Source organism: Fibrobacter sp. UBA4297 (genome assembly GCF_002394865.1).
In the GTDB taxonomy this organism is placed as follows: domain Bacteria; phylum Fibrobacterota; class Fibrobacteria; order Fibrobacterales; family Fibrobacteraceae; genus Fibrobacter.
This window is the reverse complement of sequence record NZ_DGUZ01000002.1, coordinates 70245-89483: the sequence shown is the minus strand read 5'-3', so window position 1 is coordinate 89483 and position 19239 is coordinate 70245. Positions and strand designations below refer to the sequence as shown.

The window sequence follows — 19239 nt, the reverse complement described above, 5'->3', positions numbered from 1 at the left end:
TTAGCGACGGTGACGTTAAGGTTCTTATGGAAGACAAACACATGAAACTCAGCCAGAGTCTCGAGGATTACCTTGAAATGGTGCACATGCTGCGATTGACAAACGGGGTTGCCCGTGTCAAGGACATTGCGGCGGCGCTGTCTGTGAAGATGCCTTCTGTGGCTAAGGCGATTCTCGAACTCAAAAAGCTTGGGCTTGTGACGCAGGAACCTTATAGCGGTGTGGAGCTTACGGAAGAGGGCCGGATGGCAGCCGCCGATGTGCTGAACCGTCACATTCTCCTCAAGGGATTTTTGATTCGTCTGGGTGTTTCCGAAGCGATTGCCGACAAGGATGCTTGCAGCATGGAACACATTCTTTCGGCTGAGACGCTTTCGACCATCGAAGACTTTATGAAAAAGAGCGGTGAAGGTGCTGTTGCCCAAAAGGTGAAAAAACTAAAGATTGAAAAGCCAAAATAAAAGGGGCTCACTTTCGCGGCCCCAAGAAATTCGTTAGCTTTTGGTTGAATCTTCTAGTTTGTCCTCTAAAGACTTCTGATTTTCCATTGTAAATTCTTTCTTTTGCGATTCTGCATTGGCATGCCAGGCTTCGTGCATTTCTTCATCTCGGCTGAGCGGTCTGTGTTCCGCAAGCTTGATGGCGCGCTTGTTCTTGTACATGTTCTTGTCGGCTTTGTTGAACGTCTCTTCGACGGTCGTTTCCTGGGCGCGTTCGGCAATGCCGATGCCGCAGGCGATGGAAATTTGCTTCCACGGGAACGAAGCGTTCTTGGTCAGGTCCATGCTTTCCTTGAATTGCCTTAAGAGCTCGTGGCGGTTTTCCAGGTCTTTGCCAATTAGGACAACCAGGAATTCATCGCCGCCAATTCTAAAAACGGGGCTGTGCGCAAAGATTTGACAAATTAAGTTGCACGAGTTTATCAGGTAGGCGTTCCCGTTTTCGTGGCCGTAGGTGTCGTTAATTTCCTTGAGGTTGTTTGTGTCAAGGATGGCTATTGCGTATGACTTTACTTCGCCGCGGCTGATTCGCCCCTTGAGCTCGTCGGTGTATGTATCGTATGCCATTTTGTTGCGTACGCCTGTGAGCGAATCCTGGAACGCAAGACCCTGCATTTGCTTCATGTACTGGCTGATGTGGAACTTGGCTGCAGAAAAACTTTTTGCAAGTTCTCCGATTTCGTCGTTCTGCTGAATGTTGAATTCCGCATTCATGTCGCCGGTAATCATCTTCTTGGCTTCAATCGTGAGCTCCTTGAGCGGTTTCGTGATGCTCCTTGAGAAGAAAATTGTGATTGCTGTAGTGAAGGCAAGGAGGAGTAATATGAATACAATGCTCTGCTTGATGTGCTTGTCCCTCTGAGCGTTAATCTCGAGAATCGGAGCTATTGTTCCGAGTTTCATGCCGTTGCGGAGTGGGACTGTAAACTTAATTTGGTCTTCTTCGGGCTTGAACGTAAGGCCATTCGGGAGTGTCGGGTGGTAAATGACGTAGCCTTCGGAATCTTCTAGGAATGCAAAACCGCTCTCCATGAAGCGTATTTGCGAAAGTTTTTGCGTCATTTGTTCAAAGTCAATGTCGATTCCGACAACGCCAATTTCTTTGTTATCAATGAATATCGGAATAACGTAAGAGGTGATGTACGTATTGATGTTCTTGTTGAAATACGGTGGAAGCCAAATGGGGCTCCCGCTCATGACTGGCTTGTAGTACCAGCCGACGTGTTCCATGTCCGTTGGACTGTATTGCTTGATGTTTGTCGTAGGATGGGACTTGAATTTGTCGTCGCGAGAATCTCGAACGAGGTAGACTCCTTCGGAAGAATGCGTGATGTCGGGATTGAACCTTGCGAAGACGCTCTTGGTGTACGTTAGATTGCCTATGGTTGCTAACAAGCGCTCCCTAATTCCGTCGATGTTTCTTGAAAGAGATTGGGAGTCTGCAAAAAATGTCGGATCTTCCTTTATCTGGGAGAGGATGCCCGCTGCTGCCGCCATGGTATATTTTTCGTGCGATTCGAACAAGTTGTTCAGCTTGTTCGCTTCGTTCTTGGTCTGCTCCTTCATGTACTGCATGGAGTTGTGCTGCGTTGTCCGGCTGATGAACAGCGTGCTTAGAATACCGAGCGAAAGCGTACCGATAAGCGTGCTCGATAGCGAAAGAATTAAAATCTTGGATTGAATTGAAAATCTCATAATATCTTACTCAATGCTATTACGTTTTTTCAGCATGTTGTTCTCGGCAAAGACAAGTTGTTCCGATAGGGACGACTTCTGGGAATCTTCGCAAATGGAAATGCCTATGGAAAGGTTGACTTGTTCCCACGGGTTTTCTGCGAGATTCGTGTTCTTTGAGCCTTCGAGCAACTTCTCGAGAAGTGCATCGCAATTCTTCAGGTCGCTGTTGGTTAAGACGACGATGAATTCTTCTTCGCTTACTCTGAATACGGGACTGTGATCGTACGTTGTGCAAATGAGCCTGCTTGCCGTTTGCAACAACGTTATGGCTTTCGAATTTCCGAATTTGCTCTTGGTGCTGAAAAGGTTGTCTACACTTGCCACGAGAATGCCGTACGACTTGATGTCGCCCGTGGACGCCTTGAGGCTGAATTCGTTGATGTAGTGGTCAAAGGAATTGCGGTTGCGGACGTTTGTAACAGGGTCCCTGAAGGCTAGCCCCTTGATGTGCCCCATAGTTTCGGCGAGTCTCGCCTTGGTCTTTACAAAGCTCTTGGCTAGATCTCCGAGTTCATCGTTCCTCTTGATGTCTAGTTCAATGCCCACCTTGCCGTCAATGAGTCGGTTGGCGTAGTCGGTGAGGAGCTTGATGGATCTCGTGAGTGAATTGGAGAAAATGAGCGAGGCAAAAATAAAGACGACTAGAATCAGCATTGTGATAAGGACTAAGTCCTTGATGAGCTTGTCGCGGTTGGCTGTAATGGTTGATTTCGGGATTACGAACACGAGGTTCATTCCGTTGACGAGCTTGTTGTGGATGAGGATGCTGTTGTCTGGTAGAGTAAACGAACGCCCCTTGGGAATGCTCGGGTGGAAAAGGATGTTGCCGTACCGGTCGGTGAGAAATGCGTAGTCGTTTTCGAAAATGTGGATGGATGCAATTTCGCGGGTGAGATAGTCGAAGTCGATATCGACTCCGGTGACGCCGATGGCTTTGTCGAACTTGAAAATCGGGACGACGTACGATATCATGTAGATGCCCGTATTCTTGTTCTGGTAGGGCGGCATCCACATGGGTCTCTTGGTCTCGATGGGCGTGTAGTACCAGCCTACATGTTCCATGTCCTTGGCGTTGAACTTCGAAAAATCCGTGGGCTCGGTGAATCTCAGCTTGTGGTCTGTCGCGGTCATTGTCATGAATACGCCCGAAGTCGGCGGCGTGAATTCGGGATTGAACCGCAAGTAGGCGGCTACCGCTTTTTCAGTGTTTCCGATGGTGAGGCCGATGAGGTCGCGGCTCCGTTCGGTGATTCCCTTAAGCTGGTTTTCGTCGGTCAACTGTCCGAGGCTGTCGAGCATGCCGCTAATTGCGATGTATAGCGTGTTGACGTACTGCTCGACGCTTTTCAGTCGGTTGTTTATCTTGATGGTCTCGATGTTTGTCAGACTGTGCAGGTTCTTTTCGGTGCCTTCATGGACTGCTTTGTCTGTAGTGTAGAGGCAAAGCCCGCCGAAGGCTAACGTGCAGATGAGCAAGCCCAAAATCGCTAGCGCTGTAATTTTTGTCTGAATCGTAGCCCTGAACCGACGTTTCATCTTATTTCCCCAGTATTTCGATGACCTTCTTGTTGTTTGTCGATCCCATAACCACCGAAACGTCTCGCTTGTGCACGTGGAAGTAGTCCGCGATGAGCTCACAGATGGCCTCGTTCGCGGCTCCGTCAACTGGCGGGGCCTTGACTTCGACCTTGTAACTTCCGTCGGGCTGCGGCGTGACGCTTTCGCGCTTGCTTCGCGCGTGTACCTTGATATTTATCCGCATAGTTTTAGGTGAGCGCTATGCCATCGTTCTGGATGGTGACTGGCGCCTCGAATTCCCGTTGCTGGTCGTTTTCCATCGCGGAGAGGAGCTCGTCCTGGCTGTGGATGAGGGCTCGGCAGCGGATAAAGTAGTTTGTGCGGAGCTGGCGGAGCTGCTCGATTTCGGTGCGGAGGTTTTCGCTTTCGCGCTTGATGCTTTCTACTTCGCGCATGGCGCGAGCCTTCGCTTCGGCGATGATGATTTCCGCTTCCTTTTCGGCAGATGCCTTCACTTCGTTAATCGTGCGCTGCATCGTGACGACGGCGTCCTGAATCGTCTTTTCGATTTGACGGTAGTAGTTCACGCGCTCTTCGGCGACTTTCAGGCGTTCGGTCAAGTTTGTGCGGTCGCGGAACATGTTCTCGAACGCGGTCGCCGTGGTTTCCAGAAAAGCCTTCACCTCTTCCGGATCGTACCCCTTAAAAGATTTCTTATGAAATGTCTGGTTTCTAATATCAAGCGGAGTGAGTTCCATAAAATCCTGCTTTTACGCTATTATCTATTATGTAATTAAAAGATATAAAAGGAAATGCGAGTTGTTGGCTGTTAATCGTTAGTTATTGGTCAATAGTTGCTAGTTGTTCGTTAAATCTTGCTTGAAGGTGCCTTTGCTTTGTCATGCTCCGCTTGACGTATCTACTGACTAATGACCATTGTCCACTGATCGGCCCCTTAAAAATATCTGTTTACATCTTGTGAATACATTGTGTTTTCACTGAATGCTTTTTGTTTGAGTCCCGTTAAGGGTGAATTTTTACCCTTTAGATCGGTTGTAACCCCTTGATAAATACTAACATTTTACTAAATTTGAGTCTCAAAAAAATTCTGTTTTCATAGAAAGGTTTTTATCATGAAAAGAACATTCCAGCCTCACAATCGTAAGCGCGTTAACAAGCACGGTTTTATGGCCCGTATGGAAGACCGTTGGGGTCGTGCTGTCTTGAGCCGTCGCCGTGCTAAGGGCCGTAAGGTCCTCACTGTCAGCGACGAAATCTATAAGAAGTAAGTCGGGGCTGGCTTATAGCCACTCTGCGTTCTTATCGGCTGCCCAATCAGCCCGCTTACCGGCAAGTAGCCGTCCAAGGGAAGTTCCTCCGCGCACCTGCTTTTAGCATGCGATGGATTGAAGCTCCGGACGGTTTTTGTCGTTTCTGCTTCTTAGCCAAGAAGAAAAACGGAAATGCCGTGTATCGCAATAAGTGCCGTAGGATCCTACGTCCACTGTTTTATGGTATTGTCCCGAATATCAAAAAGCCCATCTGGGCAATGATTATCGTGAGCGACAATTCCAAGGAAATGTCCTCTGAACGTTTCCGCGAATCCGCCCAGAAAATTTTCCACAAGATGGAATGGGACAAGCAACCGGATGTGGCAGAAGCTTAAAAATGCTCTGGTGGCGGCTTTGATTGCCCCCATCCGTCTATACCAACTGGTGCACCCCTATTTTTTCCATGGGGTCTGTAGATTCCAGCCTACGTGTTCAAACTACGCAATTGAAGCTTTACGCCTCCACGGGCCCTTTAAAGGTTTCTATCTTGCGGTTTTTAGAGTCTTAAGATGCAACCCCTTCTGCAAGGGCGGCTATGACCCGGTTCCGCCCCCTAAGGATAAAAAATGAACAAGAATACACTCATTGGTTCCATTCTTATCGCGGTCATCGTGATTTGGTGGATGGCTGTCAATAACGCAAATGCCGAGGCGCAGGCGGCTGCCCGTGCCGCACAGGCAAAGGCTAAAGCCGAAAAGCAGGTCGTAGCGGATTCCGCAAGCACGTCAAATGCGCTTGTCCTCCCGAAGAAAACGCCCGAAATCAAGGCTGCTCCGGTCTTGGGCGGTTCTGAAAACGCTGCCGCTCCGGCTGTGGCAAACGATAGCGCAGCTCCGGTCGCTCCGAAGGCCGAAATTGCAGAACGCTCCGTGACGGTCGAAACTGACAAGTTCATCATGACCCTCACCAACAAGGGGGCTAAGGTCAAGAGCGTCATCGTGAAGGCACTCCCGGATTCTGCCGGCAAGTTCCCGGAACTCATCCAGGACACGACGCTCGGCGCCTTTGACTTGAAGCTCGACAACGCTGACTTGAGCGAAGCGATGTTCGAACTCGGCAATACGCCTGCAAAGATTGTCGTGACCGACAGCGCAAAGGTCCAGTTCGCATTCCAGGACGCAAACGGCAACCAGGTCATCCGTTCTTACGGTTTCACCAAGGAAGGCCCGGCAGTCCGTCAAGAAAACAAGTTTATCGGTTTCCAGCCGAATGCCTATGAACTCGCATGGAAGGGCGGCCTCAAGGAAACTGAAGATATCCCGAAGTCCAAAGGCTTCATGGGCATCGGCGGTGGTGGCACCTACTACTTCAGCGAAGTCGTCTTCAATGATCGCTATTCTGTGGAACGTGAAATGCCGCGCGAACAGACTTCTTTCAATGCTACTGAAGGCAAGGTCATTTGGGCAGGGCTGCGCCGCAAGTACGTGGCCATGACGGTCCAGTTCGACGAAGCTGTTCCGGCTGTGCTCAAGACGAAGCCGATGAAGGTGGATAACGAAGTCGATCCGGGTACGTACAAGCTTACGATTGCTGACGACGTTCGCGGTGCGCAATCCATCAACTATGACCTGATGATTCTTCCGCTCAAGTGGGATGAACTTTCCGCTCTCGACAAGGACTACGAAAAGATTATCGTGAGTGGCTGGAGCTGGTGTGGTGCAGACGTCTGGTTCGTCTGGATTTGCAAGATGCTCCTCAAGCTCTTGAACATGTTCTACAGCATCATCCCGAACTACGGTATTGCCATTATCCTCGTGACGATTATCGTTCGCGGTATCACGACTCCGTTCACTGTGAAGCAGATCAAGTCTACGCGTGGCATGGCTGCTCTCAAGCCGCAGATTGAAGAAATCAACGTGAAGTACCGTACCGACCCGCAGAAGAAGCAGGCCGCTATGATGGAACTCTACAGCAAGAACAACATCAACCCGCTTGCAAGCTGCACTGGTGGCTGCCTCCCGATGCTCATCCAGATGCCGATTTTCATGGGCCTCTTCTTTGTGCTTGGCCGCGCAATCGAGCTCCGTGGCGCTCCGGCATTCCTCTGGATCTCGGACCTCAGCCGCAGTGACGTTGTCTGGAACGGTATCAGCATTCCTATCATCATGCCGTCTGGCCTTGCCATCCTCCCGTGGCTCATGGTTGCAACGACCTACTTCCAGACCAAGGTGACGATGAACTCCAACGCCGGCATGGATCCTGCTCAGCAGAAGATGATGGTGTGGATGATGCCTGCCATGATGCTCTTGTTCAGCGCCGTGATGCCGTCTGGTCTCGTGCTCTACTGGATTATCGGTAACATCTGGAGCATTGCTCAGTACAAGTACATCTACAGCAAGTTCCCGCCGGTTAATGGCTCTACTCCGAAGACTTCTTCCAAGCTCAAGGGCAAGAACGTCAAGGACGCTGAAATCGTGAAGTAACAGAAAATGCGCGGACTTTTCCGCGCATTTGTCATCTTGAGCGATCTCACTGTGCAATGTCATCCTGAGCGAAGTCGAAGGATCTAAATCAAAAAGAAGCTGCACCCGCGGCTTCTTTTTGTATTATTTCTTTTTCTTGAGTTTTAAGATTTGCTTGACGCTTTCGTCGATTCGTGATTCCTTGATATCGCCTTTTTCGACCGCTTTGACAACGGCGTCAAAAACCTGCGTGAAATCCATAAAAACTCCCCTTTGGACAACGCAAAAACTTTGTAAAAGTCTAATATAATATCATTTTTAAAATGAAAGTATGTTTTTGTAATATTGCTAGCCTGAATTATACTATTTTAAAAATAAAAAAAGGGGAATTATCTATGAAAAAAATCTTTGGACTTGCTCTTGCCTGCTGTTCAACTTTATTTGCTCAAGGCGTGGCTCAGGTGCCCGCCGTTAAAGCGGACAGTGCGAAGGCTCCAGTTCCTGTAACGACTCCGGCCGTTGATTCTGTTAAGGCTGTTGTGCCTGCCGCAAATCCTGTTGCCGCTGTGGTTTCGGATACGGCTAAGGTTGCAGTACCAGCCGCAGCACCTGCCGTCGATTCAGCCACCGTTGCAGTTGTTGATACTGCCAAGGCCGTTGAACCGGTCAAGCCTGCAGAAACTTTGCCTGCAGTCGATACAGCTAAGGTCTCTGAAGTGGCTGTGGATTCTGCAAAAACAGTAGATTCGACTGAAGCAGAACCGGTTAAGACTAAGAGATGGAACCATTATATTGGTGCTGGTCTTTCTATTCCGTTTGATCAGTACGGCATTGGGAACAAAAAAGTTAACTTGATCAATTACGGCGTGAATGCTAGCTATATGGGCGTTTGCCGTTGTGGCTTTGCTACAAAGCTGTCTATTACGTCTGGTATAGCAACGACGGGCAACATCGAGTTCTATCCGTCGGACGGTTGGCAAACAGGCACGTACAGCGCCGTTGAATTCGGTGCGGGCTATAGCTTTGTGAACAGCCCGAAAGTGACGTTCTCGATGTTTGCGGTTGTTGGTGTTGAATACGCCGTTTTTGTCACGGAAGAAAAGTCGTTTAAGCACAAGGAACTCGGACGCGTTGATCGCAGCTATAGCGAATCCTTGACCGCTCTTACTCTTGGTGGCGATTTCATGGCTCGGTTTGCGCTCAGCAATCACGTCGGGCTCTTTGCTAGTGTCGGCGGCCGCTGGGTAGCCGAGGTCGATTCGGATGCTTCTGTCAAGTACAAGAAAGGCGACTTTAGCCGCCTTGAAGTCAACCACGATGACGACATGGGCAATTTCAGCATTGTGCCGACCGTGGGCGTGATGTGGAAGTTCTAAAGACTATAAAATTCTAAAGTGGTTTAGAGAGCTGGGTCTATTGGCCCAGCTTTTCTGTATCTACGGTTTTCTTTTCGCCGTTGATGTCGAATGTAATCGTAGCGCCATCGCTGTTGACGTCCATTTTGACCTTGGATCCCATAACGATCGGTACGTTGATGTCGTCGTGCCCGGCGGGGAATCCGCAAATCACAGGAATGTCGTATTCCTTCAAATACTTGGAGAGCATCGCTTCGGTGCTTTCGTAATCGAGGTCGGTCCCGGAGCTTACAAATTCACCAAGTATAACGCCTCTAACGTTCTCCATCACGCCGTGAAGTTCAATGGAATGGAACATGCGGTCGATGTTGCGCAAGTTCTCGCCGATTTCTTCCATAAAGAGGATGATACCGTCATTCTGGAAAACGTCGATGTCGCTAGCGCCGATGATTGGCACAAATGTTGCCATGTTGCCGCCTACGAGAATACCCTCGGCTTTGCCTTTCTGGTTGTATTTGTGCTTAGGAACTTTGTACGTCGGGACTTCGCCTTTGAGCAAGTCGCGCAGGAGCGTGCTATTTTCATCCTTGCCCTCGGTCTTTGCAATGCTCGAACTCATGGTACCGTGGATGCTCATGACGCCCGCTTTGGTCTGCATGGCGTGTAACGTGGTCACATCGCTATAGCCGATAACCCATTTCGGGTTCTTTTTTACGAGCTGCAGGTCAATCAAATCAACGAGCTGGATAGTGCCGTAACCGCCGCGGTTGCAAAGGATCGCCTTGATGCTTGTGTCCTTGAGCGCATTTTCGAAATCTTCGGCGCGTTCTTCGGCGGTACCTGCTAACTTGCCTGCTTCAACCTTACCGACGCTCTTGCCGATGACGGGCTTGAATCCCCAGTCCTCGAGGACATCTGCGGTCTTTTGGATTGTGGAATCGGGTGTCGTGTAGGAGGGCGAAAGGAGTGCAATCTTGTCGCCTTTTTTCAAGAATGCGGGTGCCGTGCCTTCTGCAATCGGTGCGTTTTTCAAGTTCACAGAAGCGCTAGAAGAATTGTCGTCACCGCAACCACCAAGTATCATAGATAAACATAATACAGCTGTTAATCCTATCGTTTTTTTCGACAGGCAAGAACCCATGACGTTGCAGGACGACATATTTCCAATATCCATAAAGCTCCCCCTCTGGATAAATTTTAAAACCCTTTTGTATGGTCTAATATATATATGTTTTTACGCGAAGGTAAACTTTTTGTATCGTTTTAGGAGGGAATGATATAATTTAACTAGGGAAAAAGATAAATATCACATTTTTTAAGGGGAAAAAGGGTGTTTTGATGATTTCGATTCGTCATTTGAAAAAGGTGTATCTGAATGCGACTCCGCTTTTGGATGTCAATGCCGAGATTAATCGTGGCGATATTGTGTCGATTATTGGGCCGTCGGGAACAGGCAAGTCGACGTTATTGCGTTGTATAAATCTTTTGGAACGTCCGACCTCGGGCGAGGTACTGATTGACGGAAAATCGATTACAGCGCGTGGGGCGAATGTACCTGCAATTCGTCGCAAGATGGGGATGGTATTTCAGTCATTTAATTTGTTCAACCATCTGACGATTATTGAAAACATCATGGTCGCGCAGATGGATATTTTGCACCGTTCCAAGCGGGATGCCTGCGCAAAGGGTATGGAACTTTTGCGTCGTGTGGGGCTTGCGGACAAGGCCGATAATTTACCCGAAGAACTTTCGGGCGGCCAAAAACAGCGTGTCGCTATTGCACGTACGCTTGCGATGGATCCTGAAATTATACTGCTCGATGAACCGACGAGCGCCTTGGACCCGACGATGATTGGAGAAGTCCTTGCGGTGATCAAGGGACTTTCGAATCAGGGACTCACGATGATGATTGTTACGCACGAGATGAAATTTGCTCGCGATATTTCGACGCGTGTGTTCTACATGGACGAGGGGGTGATTTACGAAGAAGGGACTTCGAAGCAGATTTTTGAAAATCCGCAACGCGAAAAGACGAGGTTGTTTATCAAGCATTTGAAAGTGTTTGACGAACATCTTGTCGTTGGAAATATTGATTTTATGGGCGTTATGAACCGATTCCTGTTTTTCGCCGAAAAGAACCAGATGGAGAATCGGACCATTCGAAACGTGAGCTATGTTCTCGACGAAATGGTGATGCTTGGGCTTGTTCCCAAACTGCCGCAAGGTACGGATATCCGTTTAATGGCGGAGTATTCCGAAGACAACAGCCGTGCAGAAATTCGGCTTGAATTTGCAGGACCGAACGTGAATCCGTTGGATTTTTGCGACGAAATTTCTAGACAACTGATTGATGTGGCTACAGAACATTATGAACAAAATGTTGTCAATAACTTGAATGTCATTCATTTCCATGTCAAATAGGGGGTGCTATGAAAAAGATTCTCGAATATTTGGCTGCTCTCATTGCTTTGACGGTTTTGTTGACGGGCTGCGATGAAGAAGTACGTAAAATTGAAAGTGCGGCCCAGCTGAACGCCCCGCAATATACGATTGGCTACGAAGAAGGACGTGATTCTGCATTGAAGGATGTTCCGCCACGATTTAGAAAATTGCACCTCAAGTACAATTCCATTGCGGACATGAACAAAAACGAGAATCTTGTACTTGGAATGCAAACGGGTTTTGTCTTTGTCGATAAAGAAACGCGCCGAATGCTCCCCAAGGCCGAAATCAAGTATTACAAGTCTACTCCGGACATGGCTTACATGGTGGCGAACGGCAAGCTGGATGGCTTTATCAATGACGAACCTGTGATCCGCTATGCCGCACTCGAAAATCCAAACCTTGCTTATATTCATGCCGATTTCGAGCCGATGGATATTGTGATTGTTTTCCCGAAGAATGAAAAGGCTAAAGCGCTTCGTGACGAAATGGATGAGTTTATCGATAAAATGCATCTGTCGGGAATGCTGGATTCGATTGATAACATTTGGCTCGGTGAAGATGAAGAAAAAAAGGTCGTGGAATTTCCGAAGGCAAAATCGGGAATGCCTACGTTCAAGATGGCGACGAGCGCCGTGAATCCGCCATTTGAATACATCAAGAATGGCAAAATTGTCGGCTACGAAATGGATTTGATGGCACGATTCTGCAAGGAAAAAGGTTGCGGTCTCGAAGTTCACGACGTGGCGTTTGAATCGGTGATTCTTGGTATCGAAACGGGAATGTATGATTTTGCGGCGGCGACGCTTAGTGCAACTCCTATATTCAAGGAGAAAAATTATCTATCGCACCCTATTTACGTTTCTGAATGCGTGATGGCGGTGCAGATTCTTGATGGTAAAGCTAAGCAACAGGTAGCGAAAAATCCTGAAGACATGATTAAAAGCTTGAATCGCGATGGCGCTAAGATTGGCCTTATGACAGGAGGAGCCTTCGATAAAGTATTGAATGAATTTTTCCCGACAGCGAAGTCCCTGTTTTTCAATACTTATGCTGATATGGTCAAATCGATTGATGCTGGAAAATTGGATGCCATGCTAGTTGATGAGCCTACCGCAAGGCTTTTGGTAGAAAATCGTAAAGAAGTTGAAATTGTAAATAAGATTTTAGAAAAGGCTAACTATGCCTTTGCTTTCTCAAAAAGTGAAAAAGGTGAAAAGTTGTGTGCACAAATGACGGAATTTATTCAAATTTCTATCAAACAAGGTTTGCAAACTGATTTGGAATCAGTCTGGTTTGGATCCGATGAATCGCTCAAGAAAATTGATTTGTCAAAGTTGAAAGCGACCAATGGAACACTTCGCTTGGCCACGAATGTGGAGGTAGCCCCGTTTGTTTACATTAAGGACAATGCTATTGTTGGTTATGATATTGATTGGGTTGTCCGTTTTTGTGAGGCTTATGGTTATGGACTTGAAATTGTGAATATGAATTTTGAATCCATATTGCCATCGATCGTGTCTGGCGCAAGTGATTTGGCCGTGGGGGAGATTACGGTTACCGCAGAACGAAAGCGAAGCGTTAATTTTTCTACTCCTGTTTATGATGGTGGAGTCGTTGCCATTGTAAAACGGACTGCAGAAGAAGAGGCTATTGCCCCTTATGAAGAAACCTTTTGGGGTTCTTTAAAGAAAAGCTTCGAGAGAACATTTATTCGTGAAGATCGCTGGAAGCTTGTGGCGCAAGGTGTTGGCGTGACTATCTTTATTTCTATCCTTTCGGGAATTTTGGGCTCGCTGATTGGCTTTGGCTTTTGCATGTTGCGCCTCTCGAGTCGTCCATACGCGAATGTTTTTGCGCTAGGCTACATTCGCCTTTTGCAAGGGATTCCGTCGGTCGTGCTTTTGATGGTGCTGTTCTACATCGTGTTTGCACGTACGGGGCTTGATGGCGTGTGGGTTGCCATCATTGGCTTTGGCATGAACTTTGGCGCCTATGCCGCCGAAATTATGCGCACGGGAATCTTGGCGGTCGATAAAGGACAAATGGAAGCGGCGCTTGCGCTCGGCTATACGAAACCTCGTGCGTTCTTCAAGATTGTCTTCCCGCAGGCGGCACACCACTTTTTGCCGGTGTTCCAAGGTGAATTTATTAGCATGGTGAAGATGACATCGGTGGTGGGCTATATCGCCATCCTGGATTTGACAAAAGCGTCGGATATTATCCGCAGTCGCACTTACGAGGCGTTCTTCCCGTTGATTATGACGGCGTTTATTTACCTGATTATCATCTGGATTTTGACTCGCGTGCTTACGATGTTACAGCATAGGCTCGATCCGAAAATCCGTGCGAAGCGCAAGTAATTACATTGTTCCCGATTCAAGTCCCTTGACGGGGACGTAACGGACGGAACCGTCAGCGGAGATGATCATTGCAACGCCGGAGAGGTAATTGACCCAGCGCCATTTTTCGTAGTAGCGGACGTTCGCGTGACCGTTAGTGGTGTAGGCGAGGAGCGGCACCACCAGGTAATCGTGCGTGCACATGACGTTTACGCGTTTCATGGCCGGGAGGTTTGCGAGGATGTTGTTCTTCAGGAGTTCTTCGCTGCGTGTCTCTAAATCGTAGAATGCGTCCGGATAGGCGCCTGTAAAACCGTACTTGGAAAATACAACCCAACCACCTTCGGCGTTGATGTAGTTGTTGGCGGTGGCTTCGTCCTTGATATACCAGGCTCCGTCCATGTAGGGGAGAATGTTGAGCGTGTAACCGACTTGACCTTTGCCAATGGCGATTTCTTCGCAAGTTTCTTGCGTGCGTGTGTAGCCCGAGTATCCATAGTAAAAGTCTTCGTTAGCAACGGCGGCGAGGCGTGCGCCGAGATTGCGGGCGTAGGTTTTTCCGTTGCTGGTCAAGTGGCCGCTTGGGCCGGTGTCATCGGTGCGTTCGCTGTGGCGAATGATGAAGACTGCTTTTTCATCGGACTTGAGATTTGCATAAACTTCAACGAGGTCTGTAAATCCGTCGGCTTCTTGCGGGGTGGCGACGCGCCATGCGTTTGTGGCTGTTTCGAAGATGTAATAGTTGTCGTGATTTACACGGCCTTCGCGGACTTCCTTGTCGTATTCGCCGGGGCCGAATCCAGCCGTGTCTTTTTCGATGGGCTGTGCAATGCGCCATTCCTTGGAACTTACGTCGCAGATGAATCGGACTCTAGAATGGTCGGCGTGCTCGTAGTCGTTTGCGAAAAGGGCGCTTTGACCTTGGTTCACGTATGTGACTTGACCTGCGTTGGCGTCAGTGCATGGCTCGAAACCGTAAGCGATAGGGATAAACGCGCGCATGTAGCGCTCAAAGTTCGGAATGTTCATGCCCCACGATGAAACGTTGTTGCGGATGTCGTTGTATTTCCAGAGCGTGTCAAGACCTACAACCCAGTCGGCAATTTGAATTTTCCAGTTTTGGTCGTTCCAAGTGCCATCACCCTTGAGGTCTTCGGCGAGATTGTTTGCGAGATTCATCATGTCGTTCTCGCTGCGCTCGCCTTGAATCAAGGCGGAGATGGCAAACAGTGCGGCGCTATATTCGCTGTTCCCGAACATGTCCAAATCTTCGGCAACGGGCTTGTTGGTGCGTCCGTCGGTGAAGTACGGCTGCGAATAAAGCGTGACCGTGTCAATTCCGAATGCGGCAAATGCTTCGCGCTCCGCCTGCGCCTTGGCTTCGGCAAAGTCAATGTGATTCATCGTGAGCTGCTCGATGCGCGGGATGGTGATATGCGTGAGAATGTTCACGTTCGCATGTTCGGGCGAGCATGTCTTTGCGGCAAGCGTGATGGGACTGTCTGAAACTCTGCCCGTCACTTCGTTGCGGTAAAATCCGGTCGCCCTGATTTTCACGCAGTTGGAATTCGAATGGACTTCGTTAAAGGTGTAGCGGCCGTCGTTAGTGAGGATGCAACCTTCTGCTTTTTGGTAAGTCTCGGTGTTGAATTCCTTGCTTGTTTCGGTGACGGTGACGCTTGTGCCAAAGACGAACGGCCCTTTTTGCGCAATGCCTGTCATCGGCGAAACGAAGCCTTCGACAAAGACAGTGTCTGGGCTACCGACGGTTGTTCCGGTTGGCGAAATTTTGTCAACCGCGTGCAAAAATCCGTCGCTGCATGTGACGCTAAAGTCTGTGGAGTCCGCTGCACTGCGCCAAGAGCCTTTTACGCAAAGTCGCGGCAAGTTCTCATTCTGCACAAAGAATGCGCGACCTTCACGACTTGCGTCGCAAGCAGGCAAGTTGGCTGCGCTCGGAACGCTCAAAGTATCGAAAAGAGAAATAGGCTGGTTCGGGTCAATGTCGCCATTGCCGGTGGCAGGGTTTCCGTCAGAGCCACAGCCCGCCATCCATAACGATGCCCAAAAAGCAGCAAAACCAATCGCTGTTAAACCAAAAAATCTCATTCCATATACCTATTTTACGTTTGTGATTGACTTGCGCCATTCGTGTCATTCCTGCCTACCTGTCCTCGCGCCTGTCCTCGCGCCTGTCCTCGCTTGACGGGGATGACGGGGATGACGGGGATAATCAGGAATCTCCTTTCTTGATTTTATCGAGTAGCCGTTTGGCGGGGAAGCCTACGAGCTGGAATCCTTTTTCCCAGATAAAGTCCTTGATGCGCTCTGCCTTGGTCTCGTTACATTTCGGGAGCCAATTCTCGTCAAAGTCTGCGTCGAGTCCGGCGCTTTTCACAAGGGCAGTGTAGTCCTTGTTGAGTGCGTCGTAGGCGTGGTGGCGTACGAAGTGTTTCTTTTCTTCGTAGTTGAAACGGCGTTCCAGGAGCTTGCGCTTTATGAATCCCGCCCCTTGTTGGGTGAGTTCGTCGTAAGCGAAGAACACAGGGCGTTCCGTGTGGTAGAGCGATTCCATGATGACTTCGGCTTCGGTGAATTTTTCGCTTAAGCCCACTTCGAGCTTGCGGGTGACATCGTAGAATTCGGTCTGTTCGGGAGTCTCGAAAATGTGCAAGAAGAACACGCCTAGTGCGGCGGGTTTCATGTACAAGAAGAACGATTGCAGGTGCGGGGCAAATTCGTCATTGCTTGTGAGTGAGACGACGTCGGCGTTGCTGTTTTCGGCGCGTTCAAAGAATTCCTTGAACTTGTTCTTGTAATAGACGATGGAATCGTTGATGAGCAACAAGCGTTCCACATCGCGCGTGATGACGCCGGGAACGTAGTTGCCGGCTGCGTCGGTGCGGTTTGCCTGCAGTTGCAAATAACGCCGCCACATGCCAAAATCAAACCCGCGATTTTCGGTGAGGAAAAGCTCGATATGGTTTTCCTTCAGAAAATCGTAGGTGTCGCTCGAAAGCGTTCGGCGATTCGTGAGGAGGACGACCTTGAAGTCGGTCTCGGCAAGATGCTTGAGCGCAAAACGGACATAGCCGGGGAGGTCTTCCCCGGTTTGGTAACTAGCGTAGAGGGCGACTTTATTGCATGCGTCCATCAGCTATCTTCCTCTGCGGCCTCCGCGGCTGCTGCGTCCGCGACCTTTTTCGCTAGATCTGCGACCACGTCTTGCTTCGCGCGGTTCGCTCGCTACGTGGAATCCTTCGCCGAAATCACGGGAGTCGCGACCGCTGCGCTTTTCAGAACCGTGTTTCCCACGCTTGTCGGAACGGCGACCTTCATCGAATTCGTCACGGCCCTTGCGGAAACCGCCACGTTCACGAGAATCGCGACCGGTGCGTTCGAAAATCGGACCGTCAAAATCTCTGCGACCACGGCGACCGCGAGAAACGTATTCCGGTTCGTAATCGTCGTCTTCGTCCGGCTGGCTCACATAGCCGAGTGCTTCGGCGGCCGCAGCGCGGTCAGCTCTTTCATTGAAATTGCGAATGTCGCGTTCGGTATCTTCGCGGCTGCGGCGCTTCTTCGGTTCGGGGCTCAGCTTTTCGGTAATGCTGAAGTCGGCCTGACCGCGTAACGGATCCACGCGCAACAACTGCACCATTACCTTGTCGCCACGGCGGAAGGTGCGGCCACTGCGCTTGCCAAATGCAAGACCCTGGTCGGGATTGAACACGTAGAAGTCATCGCCTGCGATATCGCGGTAGCGCACAAGACCTTCGGCAATCGGATCGTCGATGGAAACGTAAATGCCCCATTCTTCGATGCCCGTAACGCTTGCTTCGAAGCTGTCGCCAATGCGGCTCTTCAAAATCCAGCAGCTGCACACCTTGATAGAAATGCGTTCCACCTTCATGTTCTTGATTTCGTTTGCTGAAATCAAATCGCAAACTTCAATCACGCTGTTCACGCGGTCGGCTGTGATTTCCTTACCCTTGCGGGCGAGTTCACGATGGCACCAGAGGTCCGCGTAACGGCGGATCGGCGAAGTGAAGTGGCTGTAATCCTGCCAGTTCAAGGCGAAGTGCCCAAAGCTGTTGCTGTCGTAATGGGCCTTCTGCATACTGCGCAAAATGCGGTTCGTGAGCGTCTCGTCGCCGGCGGCGCGCTTCACCAAGTGTTCGTACAGTTTGAAAGCGACCGGGTTCAAGTTTGTATCGCCACTGCGCGGCTTACCCAAGTCACGCAACATCACCGGAGCGTCCTTGAACAGGTCCGGGTACATGTAATAGAGTTCCATGATGTCCTTCGTGTCCGGAGCTTCATGGATACGGTAAATGCCTTGCAGCTTGCGCTGCTTGAGTTCTTTGGCGCAGCAATTGTTCGCGATGAGCATGCATTCTTCGACCCACGAATTGGAATCGTCGTGTTCGCGCGGGAAAATCTTGACCGGTTCACCGTTTTCGTCAAACTTGCAACCGTATTCGGTTGTCTGGAATTCAAGCAAACCATCCTTGGTGCGGTTTCTCTTGAGAAGTGCCGTCACTTCGGCGAGTGCCTTGATGGAATCGTCACCTTCTTCCATCATCTTCACTGCCTGCTGGTACGTGATGCCCTTCGTAATCTTCACGACACTGCGGTGGAAGTCCCAACCGAGAACGTTTGCTTCCTTGTCCAAGTCGATCATGCAGGTAAAAGCGCAACGGTCCACGCCTTCGTGCAAGCTGCAAACACCGCTGGAAAGCTTTTCCGGGAGCATCGGCACTGCGGCCCATGGCAAGTATTGCGTATAACTTCTTTCAAGTGCTTCCTCGTCGAGGTCCGAACCTTCGGGCACGTAGTAGCTCACATCGGCGATGTGCACGCCGAGCTTGTATCCACCATTCGGCTTGCGTTCCACGCTGATTGCATCGTCGTGGTCCATGGCGCCTTCGGGGTCAATGCAGAGAATGTCGAGCTTGCGATAATCCACGCGGCCCTTGAAATCCTTTTCGGTCGGTTCTGTAATGGAGGCTACGTACTTTTCAATAGCGGGGCTAAAGCCTTTGGGCAAGTTGCTCTCTTCCATGAACTGTTTCTTGACTTCGTCCCAAGTCACGTTCATGATTTCGGCAGAGCGGTCCACCTTTGCCAAGTAGCTGTGCTTGAGCTTCGGGTGCGGATAAAGTGTAAAGCTGATGGTCTCGCCTTCCTTGCCCGGCGCCTGCCTGCGGTGGCACATCTCGTACACCTTGCCGGTATCAATTTCGGTCACCTGCCAGTCTTCGTCACCGGTCTGGTGCAGAATGCCGCGCTTCACGCGTGTGCCGGAATCCTTTTCGGTCTGACGGCGACTACGTGCGCCCGGACGGCGGTTGTCTTCGACACCCTGCTCTGCAAGCTTCTTGCGGCGCTTTTCGCGCTTGTCTTCCAGCGGTTCGCCATCGCCCAATTGATATTCCTTGTGCGCAGAACGCTTTAAAACACCACGCTCAATCATGTCGGCGAGGAGTTGCTTAAAAGCCATCTTCTGTTTTTTCGGGAGGCCGAGAGCGCTGCGGAGCTGGCTCCCTACCATGGGTTCGTCACGAAGGATTGCAATAATTTGTTCTTCGCTCGGTAATTCCTTAGCCATA

Annotated in this window: 16 protein-coding genes; 8 read left to right on the top strand and 8 right to left on the bottom strand. The window is 49.8% G+C overall.

The window, feature by feature from the left end:
• Positions 1 to 26 precede the first annotated feature (26 nt).
• Positions 27 to 461 carry a metal-dependent transcriptional regulator gene (locus B3A20_RS01340; RefSeq protein ID WP_290761024.1) on the top strand — a complete coding sequence of 145 codons (435 nt, stop codon included), beginning with the start codon at positions 27 to 29 and terminating at the stop codon, positions 459 to 461.
• A 33-nt stretch (positions 462 to 494) separates the two neighbouring features.
• Here the strand turns inward: B3A20_RS01340 and B3A20_RS01335 are convergent, their stop codons facing one another.
• Genes B3A20_RS01335 through B3A20_RS01320 form a run of 4 tightly spaced genes read right to left on the bottom strand, consistent with a single transcriptional unit; the run spans position 495 to position 4513 of the window.
• Positions 495 to 2195 (bottom strand): sensor domain-containing diguanylate cyclase, encoded by a 1701-nt coding sequence (locus tag B3A20_RS01335; RefSeq protein WP_290761022.1) that lies wholly within the window; start codon positions 2193 to 2195, stop codon positions 495 to 497.
• A gap of 6 nt (positions 2196 to 2201) precedes the next feature.
• Positions 2202 to 3773, bottom strand: a complete 1572-nt coding sequence (locus tag B3A20_RS01330) for a diguanylate cyclase domain-containing protein (RefSeq protein ID WP_290761020.1) — start codon at positions 3771 to 3773, stop codon at positions 2202 to 2204.
• Position 3774: 1 nt separating this feature from the next.
• Complete coding sequence (locus B3A20_RS01325) at positions 3775 to 3999, bottom strand: DUF167 domain-containing protein (protein ID WP_097020938.1); 225 nt, start codon at positions 3997 to 3999, stop codon at positions 3775 to 3777.
• A 4-nt stretch (positions 4000 to 4003) separates the two neighbouring features.
• Positions 4004 to 4513, bottom strand: a complete 510-nt coding sequence (locus B3A20_RS01320) for a DivIVA domain-containing protein (RefSeq protein ID WP_290761016.1) — start codon at positions 4511 to 4513, stop codon at positions 4004 to 4006.
• 375 nt (positions 4514 to 4888) lie between these two features.
• Between B3A20_RS01320 and rpmH the strand changes: the two genes are divergently transcribed.
• From rpmH to B3A20_RS01295, 5 genes are all read left to right on the top strand, one after another.
• Entirely contained in the window at positions 4889 to 5044 is a 156-nt protein-coding gene (gene rpmH / locus B3A20_RS01315; protein ID WP_014546417.1) for a 50S ribosomal protein L34, read from the top strand.
• Between the two features lie 14 nt (positions 5045 to 5058).
• A complete protein-coding gene (locus B3A20_RS01310; protein WP_338082507.1) occupies positions 5059 to 5421 on the top strand; it encodes a ribonuclease P protein component in 363 nt (120 codons plus the stop codon).
• Positions 5405 to 5656, top strand: coding sequence for a membrane protein insertion efficiency factor YidD (gene yidD / locus B3A20_RS01305; RefSeq protein WP_290761010.1), 252 nt, complete (start codon positions 5405 to 5407; stop codon positions 5654 to 5656). The genes B3A20_RS01310 and yidD overlap by 17 nt, the downstream gene beginning before the upstream one ends.
• Positions 5653 to 7509, top strand: coding sequence for a YidC/Oxa1 family insertase periplasmic-domain containing protein (locus B3A20_RS01300; protein WP_290761008.1), 1857 nt, complete (start codon positions 5653 to 5655; stop codon positions 7507 to 7509). Before yidD ends, B3A20_RS01300 begins: the two co-directional genes overlap by 4 nt.
• Before the next feature lie 374 nt (positions 7510 to 7883).
• Positions 7884 to 8864, top strand: coding sequence for a hypothetical protein (locus B3A20_RS01295; RefSeq protein ID WP_290761006.1), 981 nt, complete (start codon positions 7884 to 7886; stop codon positions 8862 to 8864).
• 37 nt (positions 8865 to 8901) lie between these two features.
• On the opposite strand, the gene B3A20_RS01290 is transcribed toward B3A20_RS01295, so the two are convergent.
• A complete protein-coding gene (locus B3A20_RS01290; protein WP_290761004.1) occupies positions 8902 to 9927 on the bottom strand; it encodes a S66 peptidase family protein in 1026 nt (341 codons plus the stop codon).
• Positions 9928 to 10181: 254 nt separating this feature from the next.
• On the opposite strand from B3A20_RS01290, the gene B3A20_RS01285 reads away from it, so the two are divergent.
• On the top strand, positions 10182 to 11264 hold the full coding sequence (locus tag B3A20_RS01285; RefSeq protein ID WP_290761002.1) for an amino acid ABC transporter ATP-binding protein: 1083 nt from the start codon (positions 10182 to 10184) through the stop codon (positions 11262 to 11264).
• A gap of 8 nt (positions 11265 to 11272) precedes the next feature.
• Positions 11273 to 13648 (top strand): ABC transporter permease subunit, encoded by a 2376-nt coding sequence (locus tag B3A20_RS01280; RefSeq protein ID WP_290761000.1) that lies wholly within the window; start codon positions 11273 to 11275, stop codon positions 13646 to 13648.
• On the opposite strand, the gene B3A20_RS01275 is transcribed toward B3A20_RS01280, so the two are convergent.
• The 3 genes from B3A20_RS01275 to B3A20_RS01265 form a co-directional block, all read right to left on the bottom strand.
• Positions 13649 to 15736, bottom strand: a complete 2088-nt coding sequence (locus B3A20_RS01275) for a phosphoglycerate mutase family protein (RefSeq protein WP_290760998.1) — start codon at positions 15734 to 15736, stop codon at positions 13649 to 13651.
• A 124-nt stretch (positions 15737 to 15860) separates the two neighbouring features.
• The gene (locus B3A20_RS01270; protein WP_290760996.1) at positions 15861 to 16781 is read right to left on the bottom strand and encodes a hypothetical protein; all 921 of its coding nucleotides are present in this window, start codon (positions 16779 to 16781) and stop codon (positions 15861 to 15863) included.
• A 3-nt stretch (positions 16782 to 16784) separates the two neighbouring features.
• On the bottom strand, positions 16785 to 19238 hold the full coding sequence (locus B3A20_RS01265) for a ribonuclease R family protein (protein ID WP_290760995.1): 2454 nt from the start codon (positions 19236 to 19238) through the stop codon (positions 16785 to 16787).
• Between the last annotated feature and the right edge of the window lies 1 nt (position 19239).